The sequence below is a fragment of the Gilliamella sp. W8128 genome (genome assembly GCF_016100545.1).
Classification (GTDB): Bacteria; Pseudomonadota; Gammaproteobacteria; order Enterobacterales; family Orbaceae; genus Gilliamella; species Gilliamella apis.
Genome location: NZ_JACFSE010000006.1, coordinates 65,527 through 80,664, shown reverse-complemented (window position 1 = coordinate 80,664; position 15,138 = coordinate 65,527). Strand labels below are relative to the sequence as shown.

Below are 15,138 nucleotides of genomic sequence, written 5' to 3'. Positions count from 1 at the left end.
TTTTTTTGAAAATAGTCAAAAAAATAACTTGCTTTTAATAATGAGAATGATTATCATTCAGTTGTGCTTTGTTAGAGCGTCGAAAGACTTCTAAAAAAGTATGACATTGCTCACATTGCTTCCAATGTTTGCCAGCCTAGTAAAACTAAGCTGGCTTTTTTATTGTTTACTATATATCTATTAGTAATTATCTTAGATTAACTGATGGATTATTGATATCAAATAAAACTAATAATGCCGCGTTACCACCAAACTCTTTTGGTGCTTGATGGAAACAAATTACATGTGGATGTTGGGCTAACCACATTGGCGTTTGTTTTTTTAATATGTTTTTTCCATGTCCATACATAATACAAGCACAATTGGCATTTTCACGTAAACAAGCAGCAATAAGTGCAGCGATTTCTTTTTTTGCCTCTTGCTGAGTTAATCCATGTAGATCTAAAAAAAACTCGGGTAAATAAAATCCTCGTCGCAATTTTTTTAATTCATTAGTATCCGCATTTTCACGAATGTAACGAATAGGATCTTCTTGTAATAGTGGTTGGTAATCATCAGAAAAGTAAAATTCATTATTTACTTTTTCATGTTGAAGCTTTTGATTATCAATTAGCTTTTGAGATCGTTTTACTGGTTTATGAATAACGGTATCTTGTTTAAGTTGTTTGGCATTCCCAATACTACTTTTAAACAAGTTGATATCTTCATCTTCTAATTTAAATTTATTTGGCATTGATTTTTTACTCTGGATAAACTTTTTCTTTATATTCACACAAATCTTCAATAACGCAAGATCCGCAGCGTGGCTTCCTAGCTATACAGGTATATCGACCATGTAATATTAACCAATGATGACAATTTATTTTATACTCAACTGGAACCACTTTAAGTAGTTTTTCTTCGACAGCTTCAACCGTTTTACCTGGTGCAAATCCTGTTCGGTTACTTACTCTAAAGATATGCGTATCGACAGCAATAGTTGGCCAACCAAACGCGGTATTTAAAACAACATTAGCTGTTTTTCTACCTACGCCAGGAAGAGCTATTAATGAAGCAAAATTTTCAGGCACTTCACCTTGGTATTTATCAACCAAAATCTGACAAGTTTTGATGATATTTTCAGCTTTACTATTATATAAACCGATGGTTCGGATATAATCTTTTAATTTATCGACGCCTAACGCCAGAATTTGCTCTGCGGTATTTGCGATAGCAAATAATGGTTTAGTCGCTTTATTCACACTAACATCGGTGGCTTGAGCGGATAGTACAACAGCTATAAGTAACTCGAATGGTGTTTTATATACCAATTCAGTTGTAGGATCTTTAATATGCTCTTTTAATCTTTCTAAAATTTCAATTCGAGTTGATTGTTTCACAATATTTTATAAATAAAAAAGTTAATCAATATTATATACATTATATGATATTTTACCTTAGGATATATTGAGTTTTTATATAGGTTGAAACTATTAACAATGTATCTATTTAAAAAATTGAAGATATTTTTATTTTGTGGATTGAATTGTAATACTAGCTTTTATAGCTAAGATAGATATAGCAAAATCGCCAGCTTTTTAGCAGGGGCTTTTTATGATAAGCTAGCCAACTATTTTTTAATTTCATCGATCAAGGTTTATTATAAAAATGTCATTACCAATGATTGTCACCTTTGCTGTTTACATATTAGGAATGATTGCGATTGGTTTCTTTGCATTTCGTGCAACACGAAACTTTGGTGATTATATATTAGGTGGACGTCGCATAGGCAGTGTCGTTACTGCACTTTCTGCTGGTGCTTCTGATATGAGTGGTTGGTTATTAATGGGATTACCGGGTGCAGTGTTCTTATTTGGTATCTCGCAAAGCTGGATAGCTATAGGATTAATAATTGGCGCTTATCTAAATTGGTTGCTGATTGCCGGTAGATTAAGAGTTTTCACTGAGATAAATCATAATTCATTAACTTTACCTGACTATTTTGCTCGTCGATTTGATGACAATAGTTCACTATTAAGAATTATTTCAGCAGTAATAATTTTAATCTTTTTTACCATTTATTGTGCTTCAGGTGTAGTTGCTGGCGCTAAATTATTTGAAAGTACATTTGGGCTTAGTTATGGCTGGGCAATGCTAGCAGGTGCTGGAGCGACAATTGCTTATACTTTTATTGGTGGTTTCTTAGCGGTAAGTTGGACCGATACAATTCAAGCAAGTTTAATGATGTTTGCTCTAATCTTAACACCAATTATGGTAATGATTAATGCTGGTGGTTTCACTGATGCAATGGCTAACATTCAATCATTAAATCCTGATTATACAAATATCTTTGCTCATATGGATTTGATTGCCATTATTTCATTGTTAGGTTGGGGACTTGGTTATTTTGGTCAACCACATATTTTAGCTAGATTTATGGCTGCTGATTCTCATGAAGTAATGAAAAATGCTCGTCGAATTAGTATGACATGGATGATTTTATGTTTAGCTGGCGCAATTACAGTTGGTTTCTTTGGTATTGCTTTTTTTGCTAATAATCCTAACTTAGCTTATCTAATTGATAATGGAAAACATGAACGTATTTTTATTGAATTATCTAAATTACTGTTTAACCCATGGATTGCTGGTATTTTGCTAGCAGCTATTCTAGCCGCAGTAATGAGCACCTTAAGTTGTCAATTATTGGTTTGTTCAAGTGCATTGACAGAAGATTTTTATCGCGCTTTTATTCGACCAAAGGCTAAGCAGCGAGAATTAGTTTGGGTTGGTCGTGTAATGGTGTTATTAGTTTCTGTTATTGCTATTTTATTAGCGATCAATCCTAATAACAGTGTACTTGATTTAGTTAGCCATGCTTGGGCTGGTTTTGGTGCCGCATTCGGTCCGATTGTTGTATTCTCGGTGTTTTGGGCTCGAATGACCCGCAATGGTGCATTAGCAGGTATGATAACTGGTGCAATTACGGTCTTGCTTTGGATTAATTTTAATTGGCTTAATTTATATTCACTAATTCCTGGCTTTTTATTTGCGTCAATAGCAATCATTATTTTTAGCTTATTAGATAAAAAACCGAACGAAATAGTTGAAGACCATTTCAAACAAGCGTATAAAAAATACCACAATAAAACAGTATAGAATTTAATTAAAGTAGAATATAAACGTAACAAATTTAATAGGTAAAATATCATGACAAAAAATGTGATCAAACAACTGCAAGAGCGTGGACTGATTGCTCAACTTACTGATGAAAAAGCGTTAATGGAACTGATTGAGCAAAATCCTATTGCACTATATTGTGGTTTTGATCCAACCGCTGATAGTTTGCATCTTGGTCATTTAGTTCCATTGCTTTGTTTGAAACGTTTTCAATTGGCTGGTCATAAGCCAATAGCTTTAGTTGGAGGTGCGACAGGATTAATTGGCGATCCAAGTTTTAAAGCTGTTGAACGTAAACTCAATACTGAAGATACGGTAATTGAATGGAGTGAAAAGATTAAACAACAAGTATCGCCATTTTTAGATTTTGAATGTGGTGATAACGCCGCTATTGTTGCCAACAACTATGATTGGTTTGGTGGCATGAATGTTTTATCTTTTTTACGAGATATTGGTAAATATTTTTCTGTTAATGCAATGATTAACAAAGAATCCGTTAAACAACGTATTGACCGTGATGAATCAGGTATTTCATTTACTGAGTTCTCTTATAGTTTGTTACAGTCTTATGACTTTGCAAGTCTTAATAAAGCATATAATGTTGTGTTACAAATTGGTGGTTCTGATCAATGGGGTAATATTACTGCTGGTATCGATTTAACCCGTCGTTTACACCAGAAACAAGTATATGGTTTAACTGTACCATTAATTACTAAATCTGATGGAACTAAATTTGGTAAAACTGAAAGTGGTGCTGTATGGCTAGATCCGAAAAAAACCAGTCCATATAAATTTTATCAATTTTGGATTAATACTGCTGATGCTGATGTTTATCGATTCCTTAAATTCTTTACTTTTATGTCATTGGAAGAAATTGATGCATTGGAAGAAGAAGATAAGAATAGTGGCATTGCACCTAGAGCTCAGTATGTACTTGCCGAACAAGTGACTCGATTAGTTCATGGTGAAGAAGGACTAACAGCGGCAAAACGTATTACTGAAAGTTTATTTTCTGGTAAATTAACCGATTTATCTGAAGCTGATTTTGAACAATTAGCTCAAGATGGCATGCCAACAGCCAGCATTGAAGGTGATGTAGATCTACAACAAGCCATTGTTAATGCTGAATTTGCGCCATCAAGAGGTCAAGCAAGAACAATGATTGATTCCAATGCTATTTCCGTTAATGGTGAACGTAACTCAACAACAGATTATCGTTTTTCTGATAGTGATAAGTTATTTAATCGTTACACATTACTGCGTCGAGGTAAAAAATACTATTGCTTACTTATTTGGAGATGATTGCATGAAAAATATATTATCGATTCAGTCGCATGTTGTCTTCGGTCATGCAGGTAATAGTGCTGCTGTATTTCCAATGCGTCGTTTAGGTGTGAATGTTTGGCCATTAAATACGGTACAATTTTCAAACCATACTCAATATCGGCAATGGACTGGAACGGTAATGCCTGCATCTCATTTAACCGATATCGCTGATGGGATTAATGCTATTGGCGAATTACAACGATGTAATGCCGTATTAAGTGGCTATATGGGGTCACCAGAACAAGGTAATGCAATTATTGAAATTGTGAAAAAAGTAAAAGCTGAGAATCCTGAAGCAATTTATCTTTGTGATCCTGTAATGGGGCATCCCGAAAAAGGATGCTTTGTCGCTCCTGGTGTAGCAGAATTTTTATGTAATACAGCTTTACCCATATCAGACATGATGGCACCGAATATTTTAGAATTAGAAGAACTTAACGGTAAACAGCCGATTAATAATGTCAGTCAAGCAATCTCAGCATGCCGTTCAATTTGTGAAAAAGGGCCTAAAGCAATTTTAGTTAAACATCTAAGTAGAGCGGGCTATCAACAAGATCGTTTTGAAATGTTGTTAGTAACAGAAAATGAAGCTTGGCATATTGATCGGCCGTTAGTCGATTTTGGAGTCAAACAACCAGTTGGTGTTGGCGATATGACTAGTGGGTTGTTTTTAGCAAATATTATGCTTGGTAAATCTATGGTTGAAGCATTTGAGCATACTACATCGGCGGTTTATGCGGTTATGCTTGAAACATTAAGACAAAATGAATATGAATTGCAATTAGTAGCCGCACAGAATGAAATAGAAACCCCTAAACAGTGGTTTAAAGCAAAAAGAATTGATTAATTGCGAAAATATGTAAAAATAACAAAAAATTGCGGATAGTAAGACAATGAGGGGATTAATGGAAGACAGTATTTCATTGGGTAAGATTCTTTCCGATTTAAGAAGTAATATGGGTTTATCGCAAAAAGATATTGCTGAACAAATTCATGTTAGAACGGCAGTCATTTCTGAAATTGAAAATGATCAGTTACTTCATGCCCCTTTTGTTTTTGTTAAAGGTTATATTCGTTCATATGCCAATATTGTTGGCTTATCAGCAGATGAATATCAACCTCATCTCGAAATTTTAGCTAAACAATATTTAGTAAAAGAAACTAAAAAACCTAAGCCGATATATAGTAAAACAAAACGTAGTAAGAAACCGTTCTTTTTTGGCTTGTTTGCTTTAGTTTGTGCATTAGGTGTTGGCTTATACTATGTCAATTCACAAAATAAAAGTAACTTTATTGAAGTTAGTCATTATATTTCTCCACAGCCTTCAGATCGCGTTAACAGTTAGCAAATTTTCTTATTCACATACAGACATTTGCCTTAAATCTTGTTAAGATTGCGTCCTAGTTATTTTGTAATATGATTAGGCATCTTATGAGTCATCAAGAGTCACCAATTATTAGGCGAGAATCAACCCGAATTTACGTTGGTAATGTGCCAATAGGCGGTGGTGCGCCGATTGCTGTGCAATCGATGACGAATACTCGAACGACCGATGTAGAAAAAACAGTAGCTCAAATTCAAGCTCTTGAGCGGGTAGGGGTTGATATTGTTCGAGTTTCTATTCCAACTATGGATGCTGCAGAGGCGTTTAAAATAATTAAGCAACAAGTAAAAGTTCCACTTATTGCTGATATTCACTTTGATTATCGCATTGCTTTAAAGGTTGCTGAATATGGTGTGAATTGTTTACGGATTAATCCAGGTAATATTGGTAATGAATCACGGATTCGCTCGGTTGTTGATTGTGCTAAGGATAAAAATATTCCGATCCGAATTGGTGTAAACTCAGGTTCGCTGGAAAAAGATATTCAGGAAAAATATGGCGAGCCGACATCTGAAGCGATAGTCGAATCTGCTATGCGACATGTAGATATACTTGATAGGCTAGGTTTTGACCAATTTAAGGTAAGTGTAAAAGCTTCAGACGTTTTTACTGCTGTTGATTCATACCGATTATTGGCAAAACAAATTAAGCAACCTTTGCATCTAGGAATAACCGAAGCTGGTGGAGTGCGTAGTGGTGCGGTAAAATCAGCGATTGGGCTTGGCTTATTATTATCGGAAGGGATTGGTGATACATTAAGAGTTTCCCTTGCAGCTGATCCAACGGAAGAAGTTAAAGTTGGATTTGATATTTTAAAATCGCTACGTATTCGAGCTAGAGGTATTAATTTTATTGCTTGCCCAACCTGTTCAAGGCAAGAGTTTGATGTAATTAGTACTGTTAATACATTAGAACAGCGACTAGAAGATATAATAACACCAATGGATGTATCGATTATTGGTTGTGTTGTGAATGGTCCGGGCGAAGCTTTAGCCTCTACAATGGGTGTTGCTGGCGGTCACAACAAAAGTGGTTTTTATGAAGATGGTGTGCGCATAGGGCGTATTGATAATGAACAAATGATAGATGAGTTGGAAGCTAAAATTCGTGCTAAGGCATCAATTTTAAAAAATAGAATTGCAACAACTGAACTATAACTTTATTAGATAGCGAATAAACAAATGGCAGAGAAAAAAATCCAATCAATACGGGGAATGAATGATTTACTCCCGAATGATAGTGCAACATGGCAACAAATTGAAAAAATTGTTAAAGGTGTACTAAATAGTTATGGTTATAATGAAATTAGAACACCGATCGTTGAAGATACTGCACTATTTAAACGTGCAGTTGGTGAAGTTACCGATATTGTTGAAAAAGAGATGTATACTTTTAATGACCGTAATGATGAAAGTATTACTCTCCGCCCTGAAATTACAGCTGGTTGTGTACGAGCTGGTATTGAACATGGTCTATTTTATAACCAAGAACAACGACTATGGTATTTAGGGCCGGCATTTCGTTATGAAAAACCGCAAAAAGGGCGTTATCGTCAATTTCATCAATTTGGTGTTGAAGTCTTTGGCCTTGAAGGACCTAATATTGATGCCGAGCTTATCTTATTAACGGCACGTTTTTGGAAAGCACTTGGTATTGAAGAGCATACAACACTTGAACTTAATTCTATTGGTTCAGTTGAAGCAAGAGCAAATTACCGTAATGCTTTAGTCAGTTTTCTTGAGCAACATAAAGATAAATTAGATGAAGATTGTTTACGTAGAATGTATACTAACCCATTACGGGTGTTAGATTCCAAAAATCCTGTTATTCAAGAATTACTTAATCAAGCACCAAAATTATTTGATTATTTAGATGAAGAATCTAAACTTCATTTTGATGGTTTGTGTCAATTATTAGATAGTGCAGGAATAAAATATAATATTAATCAAAGATTGGTGCGTGGTTTAGATTATTATAACCGTACAGTTTTTGAGTGGGTAACGAGTAGTTTAGGCGCTCAAGGTACAGTTTGTGGCGGTGGACGCTATGATGGTCTAGTTAGCCAACTTGGAGGACAACCCACACCAGCAGTTGGTTTTGCCATGGGGGTTGAACGTTTGGTATTATTAGTACAAGCAGTTAATCCTTCATTAAATCGAGATAGTTCAATTGATATTTATATGATATCTTCGGGGGATGAAAAAACGATAGCTGCAGCTCAAAAAATGGCAGAAGTACTCCGTGATGGGTTAACTGATAAGCGAATTGTGACTAATTACGGTAGTAGTAATTTTAAAAAACAATTTGCCAAAGCGGACAAATTAGGTGCTAAAATAGCTGTAATTATTGGCGAAAACGAAATTACTAATCAATCAGTTACAATTAAAAATTTACAAACAGGCGAACAAGTTGAAGTTGCAGAAAAAGAGATTGTTCAAACTTGTTTAGCAATATTGTAAATTAAGGAAAATAGGAGAAAAACGTGAGTCATCAATTGTCTGGCGAAGAACAAGTTTCAGAGATAAAAGAATTTCTTGCTAAAACGTGGAAAATCATTGTTGCGGTTATTGTAATTGGATTACTAGCTTTTTATGGCTGGCGTTATTGGCAGTCTTATAAATTAGAAAAAGTGATAGAATCTTCCGATCATTATGAACAATTAATTGCTAAATTAGATAATAATAATCCTGATTCAGTTAATGAATTAGTCTCTTTTGCTAAAGATAATAATACTATTTATAGTGTTTTTGCTAATTTTAGAGCAGCAAAATTTTATGTAGAACAATTAAAAGATTATGCTGGAGCAGAAAAATTACTTACAGATACGTTAAGTAAAACTGATTCAGATATCATTAAATCAATAAGTTATATTCGTATTGCAAAAATACAATATCAACTAGAACATTATCAAGAAAGTTTGGCGACTTTAACTAAAGTAACCGAAAAAAGTTGGGCGCCGATAGTTAATGATATTCGTGGCGATATATTGGTGAAAATGAACAATTACAATGAGGCTGTGGAGGCTTATAATGTTGCATTAAGTTCATCACCTACTCAAGCCTTAGAGCAAAATATCAAAATGAAGTTAAATCAAGCTCAATATCTTAAAGATAAACAACAAGCTGAACAAGCTAAACAAGAAGAAGCTGCCGCTAAGGAAAAAGCTAAGCAAGAAGCTGAAGCCCAAAAAAACGCAGCTAAAGAAAATGAAGATTAATTTATCCTGATATAAGGATCTATACGATGAAGTTATCAAAATGTCTGTTTATGAGTGTTTTTATGTTTTCACTTGCGGGGTGTTCATTGTTTGGTGGCGAAGAAGAAATTGTCCAAATTTCACCTTCACCAAAAGTGGATAACCAATTTCCAATCCAAGAAATATGGCGAAATAGCACAGCAGGCAATACACATGTTTATTCATTATTAGGGCCAATTAATTACGATAATGCTATTTATGTTGCTAGCCGTAGTGGGCAAGTTAAAGCGATTGATTTATCAACTGGTCATACTATATGGGACAAAAATTTATCACAAAGTACATTATTTAGCAGTAAAACAGCGTTATTTTCTGGCGGTGTAAGTGCTGATGATAGATATGTTTATGTCGGTAGTGAACGTGCGGTTGTTTACGCATTAGATCGTAATGATGGTAATGTAATTTGGGAAAAACCGGTTAAAGGTGAAGTACTGGCTCGCCCAGTATCTTCTGATGATAAACTAATAATTCATACCGCTAGCGGTAATTTACAAGCTTTGAATCGTAACACAGGTGAAGATGTATGGGATGTTGTTCTTGAAGTACCAACACTTTCATTAAGAGGTAATTCAACACCAACTATTGCTCATGGCGCCGCTATACTTGGTGATGATACAGGTCACGTGAATGCTTACTATCTTAATGATGGACAACTTATTTGGCAGCAACGCATATCTCAACCAAGTGGATCGACTGAAATTGACAAATTAAATGATGTTGATTCAACCCCAGTTATTGAAGGTAATTTGGCATATGCAATTGGCTATAATGGTAATGTTGTCGCACTTGATTTAAGTAATGGGCAAATTGTATGGCGTAAAGAAATGGGATCTACCCATAGCTTTGCCGTTGATTCACATCAGTTATTTATCGTGGATCAAGATGACAATGTTCAAGCAGTAAGCAAAAATGGTGGTGCAGTGAATTGGACTCAGGCAGGTTTGTTACATCGTCAATTAACCGATCCGGTTATTTATCAAAATTATATTGTTGTTGGTGATTTTGAGGGTTATCTTTATTGGTTAAATCAAGATAATGGAGAAGTAGTTGCTAAAACACAAGTAAGTAGCAGTGGATTGATTTCGAAGCCATTAGTTGTAGATAATAAAATTATTGTCCAAGCTAAAAATGGTGATATTTACGCATTCACAAAAAATTAAGGTAATTAGAGAATAAATATGGTACCTGTTGTCGCACTAGTTGGTCGTCCGAATGTAGGAAAATCGACTCTATTTAATCGATTAACTCGAACTCGAGACGCCTTAGTGGCGGATTTCCCTGGATTAACGCGAGATCGTAAGTATGGCCGAGCCGAAATGAAAGGGCACGAATATATAGTCATTGATACAGGTGGTATTGATGGCACTGAAGATGGGGTTGAAAGCTTTATGGCAGAACAATCCTTACAAGCAATTGAAGAAGCGGATATCGTACTATTTCTTGTAGATGCAAGGGCCGGTGCGATGCCAGCTGATCATGCAATTGCTAAACATCTTCGATCTCGCCAAAAAGCAACGTTTTTAGTTGCTAATAAAATTGATGGTATTGATGCCGATAGCGCAATCTCTGATTTTTATAGTTTAGGATTAGGTGACATTCATCCGATTGCCGCGAGTCATGGTCGTGGAGTGAATGTATTAATCGAAACGGTGCTCGATCCTATTTTTCATTTTGCCAATGATCAAAATGAAGTCTTGTCAGAGGATGAGCTAGATGACGTTCTTCCTGAATCTTATGATGATATTGAAGATGAAGCCGAGTCGCTCATCAACCAACCAATCAAAGTTGCTATTGTTGGTAGACCAAATGTTGGTAAGTCAACACTAACTAATCGAATTTTAGGCGAAGAAAGGGTTGTGGTTTATGATATGCCCGGTACAACACGTGACAGTATTTATATACCAATGACACGCGATGATCGTGAATATATTATGATCGATACTGCTGGTGTTCGTAAACGAGGTAAGGTAACCGAAACAGTTGAGAAATTCTCGGTTATTAAAACGTTACAAGCAATTGAAGATGCTAACGTCGTAATTTTGGTCATTGATGCCCGAGAAGGTATTTCTGATCAAGATTTGTCTTTGCTTGGCTTTATTATTAATAGTGGGCGCTCACTGGTTATTGCTGTTAATAAGTGGGATGGTTTATCACAAGATATTAAAGAACAAGTGAAAACTACGTTAGATGATCGACTTGATTTTATCGATTTTGCTCGTCTACACTTTATCTCTGCGCTTCATGGTAGTGGTGTAGGTAACTTATTTGATTCAATTCAAGAAGCATATGATTGTGCTACACGTCGTGTTAATACTGCATTATTAACTAAAATAATGCAAATGGCACAAGATGACCATCAACCACCATTGGTCAGAGGACGTCGTGTTAAATTAAAATATGCCCATGCCGGCGGTTATAATCCTCCCATTGTGGTTATTCATGGTAATCAAGTTGAAGATTTACCTGATTCTTATAAACGTTATTTAATGAACTATTTTAGACGTTCCTTAAAAATTATGGGATCGCCAATACGAATTCAATTCAAAGAAGGCGCCAATCCATTCGAAGGTCGAAAAAATAGTTTGACTGCTTCGCAACAACGTAAACGTCGTCGTTTAATGAAACATGTACGAGGTCGTAAATAACTTATGACAGAAACAAAGATGATAGATGGTGGGCAAGAAGGTATTTGTCCTAAGTGTCATAATAGAATGAGTATTGTTTCGCCACAACATTATGATTGTCCTCATTGCAAACAGCATTATCAAGAACAGTATATTTGCCCAATTTGCCGACAAAATGCGCAAATGGTTAAAGGCTGTGGCGCTATTAACTATATTTGTCACACTGATGGCTTAATTTCCAGCAGTAAAGTGATATTTCATTATTTACCAGAATAGAAAATTGTATCTATATTTAAAGCCATAAGAGGTTATTTTATGCGAATTATTTTATTAGGCGCACCAGGAGCAGGAAAAGGAACTCAAGCACAATTTATTATGCAACAATATGGAATTCCACAAATTTCAACTGGCGATATGTTGCGTGCAGCAGTAAAAGCAGAAAGTCCATTAGGTTTACAAGCAAAAGAGCTAATGGATAATGGTAAGCTTGTTACTGATGAGTTAGTTATTGCATTAGTTAAAGAGCGTATCGCGCAAAGCGATTGTAAAAATGGTTTTTTATTAGATGGTTTTCCTCGTACTGTGCCGCAAGCAGATGCAATGAAAGAAGCGGGTATCGATGTTGATTTCGTACTTGAATTTGATGTGCCTGATGAAGTGATTATTGACCGTATGAGTGGTCGTCGTATTCATGCAAGCTCAGGACGTGTCTACCATGTTCGTCATAATCCACCAAAAGTTGAAAATATTGATGATGTAACTGGCGAACCTTTAACTATTCGTAAAGATGATAGTGAAGAAATCGTCCGTAAACGTCTTGTTGAATATCATGATTTGACTAAACCATTAGTCAAATATTATCAACATGAAGCCAAAGAAGGTCGAACTCAATATTTCCGTATTGATGGGACACAAGCTGTTTCCGCTGTGACCAATGAATTGACTAAAATTTTAGGCTAATTCAAAAAAAGAGGGATCAAATTATCCCTCTTTTAATAATTATCTTATTTTTCGTAAAATAAAGATTATAAAACCATTCTTACGATATCGATTTCACCTAATTCTTTGTATAGATTTTCTACCTGATCAATATGGGTTGCATTAATGGTAATGGATACTGAATGATAATTACCTTTACTACTTGGTTTGATCGACGGCGTATAATCCCCTGGTGCATGACGTTGAATCACGGATACAACTTTATCAACTAATTCTGGTTTTGCTTCACCCATTACTTTATAAGTGAAAGAACAAGGGAAATCTAATAATTCATTTAATTTTGTTTGTTGCATAATAGTCTTTTTCTCGTTTTATCAATACAGCTATTAAAGATATTCCATATATATAGTCAGTTTATTATTCTTCAAGTTCAGAATAATAAACATTACTTTTTAAAGCCTATAATTTGATCTATGATAGTCAAATTCTAACATAGCTTAGTAAAACCTACCTTACTATTATTTTAAAAGGCTAAAATAACATGTTATCCCAATCAGCTAACAAAGAACCTTTTGGTACATTACTTGGCTATGCACCGGGTGGTGTTGCTATTTACTCTTCTGATTATGAAACATTAAATCCTGAACAATACCCTAATGATGCATCATTCAGAAGTTATTCAGGTCATGAGTATATGGGCTATAAGTGGCAATGTGTCGAATTTGCTAGAAGATTTTTATTTCTAAATTATGGGATTGTCTTTACTGATGTCGGTATGGCTCATGAAATATTTTCATTACGATTTCTTCGTCAAGTGATCAATGAAACCATTTTACCATTGCAAGCATTTGCTAATGGTAGCAAAAAAATGCCAGAAGCGGGAGCATTGTTAATATGGGATGACGGCGGTATGTTTGATAGAACTGGTCATGTAGCGATTATTACTGAAGTTTTTGATAATAAAATTAGAATTGCCGAACAAAATGTTGTCCATACTCGGCTTCCTATTGGTCAACAATGGACTCGAGAATTAAAAATGACGGTATCCAATGATGGCTATTATGTACACGACACTTTTGATGATACTAAAATTTTAGGTTGGATGATTCAAACAGACAATACTCTTCATAGTTTACCACAACCGAATGTTGCTAAGCATTTACTCGATATCCATAGTGTTCATATCGAAAATCATGGTCAATTTGATAAAAAATGGTTAAACGAGAGTGATCCATTAGAAAGTGCATATGTGTCAGCAACTGGACATGCCATAAGCCATGATGATCAGTATCGTTATTTTACTATTTCGGAAAGCGCTGAACAGGAGCTTATTCGTGCAACAAACGAACTTCATTTGATGTATTTGCATGCTACCGATAAAGTTTTAAAAGATGATAATTTATTGTGTAATTTTAATATTCCCGAAATACTTTGGCCTCGGCTTAGATTATCATGGCAACAACGCCGTTATCAGATGATAACCGGCCGAATAGATTTCTGTATGGATGAAAGAGGCTTTAAAGTTTATGAATATAATGCTGATTCAGCTTCATGCCATACCGAAGCTGGACAAATTTTACAAAATTGGGCAATACAAGCCGAATTAAATGCTGGAGTAAATCCTAGTGCTGGTCTACTTAATGCATTAGCTAACTGTTGGAAACATAGTGATGCAAAAGCATTTGTACATATCATGCAAGATAATGATAGCGAAGAAAATTATCATGCATTATTTATGCAAAAAGCGCTGACTCAAGCTGGATTTGAAAGCAAGATTTTACGTGGACTCTCAGGTCTCAGTTGGGATAAACGAGGTCGATTAGTAGATGATGAGCAACGTCAGGTCACCTGCGTATGGAAAACTTGGGCATGGGAAACTGTACTTGAACAACTTCGTCAAGAGAGTGAAGCCCAAGTGGCTGGATTACCAATTAGAACGTGGCATCCAGAAAATTCGGTAAGATTAATAGATGTGTTACTTCGACCTGAGGTGTCTGTTTTTGAGCCTTTATGGACAGTCATCCCAAGTAACAAAGCTATTTTACCTGTATTATGGTCGCTATTTCCAAACCATCGTTATCTGCTGGAATCTACATTTGAACTCAATGACAACTTAATAAAAAAAGGTTATGCCATTAAGCCGATTGCTGGGCGCAGGGGGAGTGATATCGAGTTAGTTGGTCGTCATGAGCAAGTATTGGATAAAACGGTTGGCCGATTTGCTAAACAAGAAAACATTTATCAAGAACTATGGTGTTTACCTAAAGTTGATGATCGTTATTTACAAATTTGTACCTTTACCGTTGGTGGTCATTATGGTGGAGCTTGTTTACGTTCAGATCCTTCTTTAGTTATAAGGGGGGAAAGTGATATGCAGCCTTTACGAGTCTTAACTGATGAGGAATTTATTAAACAATTTTACAAAAAAAGTTGAGGAAAGGGGTTTTTAAAC

General features: G+C 35.3%; 15 protein-coding genes. 12 read left to right on the top strand and 3 right to left on the bottom strand.

Annotated elements, in window-relative coordinates; genetic code table 11:
• Positions 1–187 precede the first annotated feature (187 nt).
• Together smrB and nth are read right to left on the bottom strand one after the other, a co-directional pair.
• Positions 188–733, bottom strand: a complete 546-nt coding sequence (gene smrB / locus H3U97_RS07320; RefSeq protein ID WP_086353772.1) for an endonuclease SmrB — start codon at positions 731–733, stop codon at positions 188–190.
• 7 nt (positions 734–740) lie between these two features.
• Positions 741–1,379 carry an endonuclease III gene (gene nth, locus H3U97_RS07315; RefSeq protein WP_198198627.1) on the bottom strand — a complete coding sequence of 213 codons (639 nt, stop codon included), beginning with the start codon at positions 1,377–1,379 and terminating at the stop codon, positions 741–743.
• Positions 1,380–1,641: 262 nt separating this feature from the next.
• Between nth and putP the strand changes: the two genes are divergently transcribed.
• The 11 genes from putP to adk all read left to right on the top strand — a co-directional run bounded on the left by putP (position 1,642) and on the right by adk (position 12,707).
• Positions 1,642–3,135 (top strand): sodium/proline symporter PutP, encoded by a 1,494-nt coding sequence (gene putP, locus H3U97_RS07310; RefSeq protein WP_065614696.1) that lies wholly within the window; start codon positions 1,642–1,644, stop codon positions 3,133–3,135.
• A 51-nt stretch (positions 3,136–3,186) separates the two neighbouring features.
• A complete protein-coding gene (gene tyrS / locus H3U97_RS07305; protein WP_232343774.1) occupies positions 3,187–4,458 on the top strand; it encodes a tyrosine--tRNA ligase in 1,272 nt (423 codons plus the stop codon).
• Between the two features lie 4 nt (positions 4,459–4,462).
• A complete protein-coding gene (gene pdxY / locus H3U97_RS07300) occupies positions 4,463–5,329 on the top strand; it encodes a pyridoxal kinase PdxY (RefSeq protein WP_065614695.1) in 867 nt (288 codons plus the stop codon).
• A 58-nt stretch (positions 5,330–5,387) separates the two neighbouring features.
• Positions 5,388–5,828, top strand: coding sequence for a RodZ family helix-turn-helix domain-containing protein (locus tag H3U97_RS07295; RefSeq protein ID WP_065577855.1), 441 nt, complete (start codon positions 5,388–5,390; stop codon positions 5,826–5,828).
• 86 nt (positions 5,829–5,914) lie between these two features.
• A complete protein-coding gene (gene ispG / locus H3U97_RS07290; protein ID WP_198198626.1) occupies positions 5,915–7,024 on the top strand; it encodes a flavodoxin-dependent (E)-4-hydroxy-3-methylbut-2-enyl-diphosphate synthase in 1,110 nt (369 codons plus the stop codon).
• Positions 7,025–7,048: 24 nt separating this feature from the next.
• Positions 7,049–8,326 (top strand): histidine--tRNA ligase, encoded by a 1,278-nt coding sequence (hisS, locus tag H3U97_RS07285; protein WP_110452987.1) that lies wholly within the window; start codon positions 7,049–7,051, stop codon positions 8,324–8,326.
• Between the two features lie 23 nt (positions 8,327–8,349).
• Positions 8,350–9,084, top strand: a complete 735-nt coding sequence (locus tag H3U97_RS07280; protein ID WP_065614692.1) for a tetratricopeptide repeat protein — start codon at positions 8,350–8,352, stop codon at positions 9,082–9,084.
• A 26-nt stretch (positions 9,085–9,110) separates the two neighbouring features.
• Positions 9,111–10,283: an outer membrane protein assembly factor BamB gene (gene bamB, locus H3U97_RS07275; protein WP_065577851.1), complete on the top strand. Its 1,173-nt coding sequence runs from the start codon at positions 9,111–9,113 to the stop codon at positions 10,281–10,283.
• A gap of 18 nt (positions 10,284–10,301) precedes the next feature.
• Positions 10,302–11,768 carry a ribosome biogenesis GTPase Der gene (gene der / locus H3U97_RS07270; protein ID WP_198198625.1) on the top strand — a complete coding sequence of 489 codons (1,467 nt, stop codon included), beginning with the start codon at positions 10,302–10,304 and terminating at the stop codon, positions 11,766–11,768.
• A gap of 3 nt (positions 11,769–11,771) precedes the next feature.
• Positions 11,772–12,023, top strand: a complete 252-nt coding sequence (locus tag H3U97_RS07265; RefSeq protein ID WP_198192321.1) for a zinc-ribbon domain-containing protein — start codon at positions 11,772–11,774, stop codon at positions 12,021–12,023.
• 39 nt (positions 12,024–12,062) lie between these two features.
• Positions 12,063–12,707, top strand: a complete 645-nt coding sequence (adk, locus tag H3U97_RS07260; protein WP_065577849.1) for an adenylate kinase — start codon at positions 12,063–12,065, stop codon at positions 12,705–12,707.
• 65 nt (positions 12,708–12,772) lie between these two features.
• On the opposite strand, the gene ybeD is transcribed toward adk, so the two are convergent.
• A complete protein-coding gene (gene ybeD / locus H3U97_RS07255; protein ID WP_065577848.1) occupies positions 12,773–13,039 on the bottom strand; it encodes a DUF493 family protein YbeD in 267 nt (88 codons plus the stop codon).
• Between the two features lie 188 nt (positions 13,040–13,227).
• On the opposite strand from ybeD, the gene gss reads away from it, so the two are divergent.
• Entirely contained in the window at positions 13,228–15,120 is a 1,893-nt protein-coding gene (gss, locus tag H3U97_RS07250) for a bifunctional glutathionylspermidine amidase/synthase (RefSeq protein ID WP_198198624.1), read from the top strand.
• The last annotated feature ends 18 nt before the right edge of the window (positions 15,121–15,138 follow it).

Bases quoted from the DNA above. Each gene is read 5' to 3' on its own strand.
- smrB (WP_086353772.1), bottom strand. From the start codon at position 733: ATGCCAAATAAATTTAAATTAGAAGATGAAGATATCAACTTGTTTAAA.
- tyrS (WP_232343774.1), top strand. From the start codon at position 3,187: ATGACAAAAAATGTGATCAAACAACTGCAAGAGCGTGGACTGATTGCT.
- pdxY (WP_065614695.1), top strand. From the start codon at position 4,463: ATGAAAAATATATTATCGATTCAGTCGCATGTTGTCTTCGGTCATGCA.
- H3U97_RS07295 (WP_065577855.1), top strand. From the start codon at position 5,388: ATGGAAGACAGTATTTCATTGGGTAAGATTCTTTCCGATTTAAGAAGT.
- ispG (WP_198198626.1), top strand. From the start codon at position 5,915: ATGAGTCATCAAGAGTCACCAATTATTAGGCGAGAATCAACCCGAATT.
- hisS (WP_110452987.1), top strand. From the start codon at position 7,049: ATGGCAGAGAAAAAAATCCAATCAATACGGGGAATGAATGATTTACTC.
- bamB (WP_065577851.1), top strand. From the start codon at position 9,111: ATGAAGTTATCAAAATGTCTGTTTATGAGTGTTTTTATGTTTTCACTT.
- der (WP_198198625.1), top strand. From the start codon at position 10,302: ATGGTACCTGTTGTCGCACTAGTTGGTCGTCCGAATGTAGGAAAATCG.
- H3U97_RS07265 (WP_198192321.1), top strand. From the start codon at position 11,772: ATGACAGAAACAAAGATGATAGATGGTGGGCAAGAAGGTATTTGTCCT.
- adk (WP_065577849.1), top strand. From the start codon at position 12,063: ATGCGAATTATTTTATTAGGCGCACCAGGAGCAGGAAAAGGAACTCAA.
- ybeD (WP_065577848.1), bottom strand. From the start codon at position 13,039: ATGCAACAAACAAAATTAAATGAATTATTAGATTTCCCTTGTTCTTTC.
- gss (WP_198198624.1), top strand. From the start codon at position 13,228: ATGTTATCCCAATCAGCTAACAAAGAACCTTTTGGTACATTACTTGGC.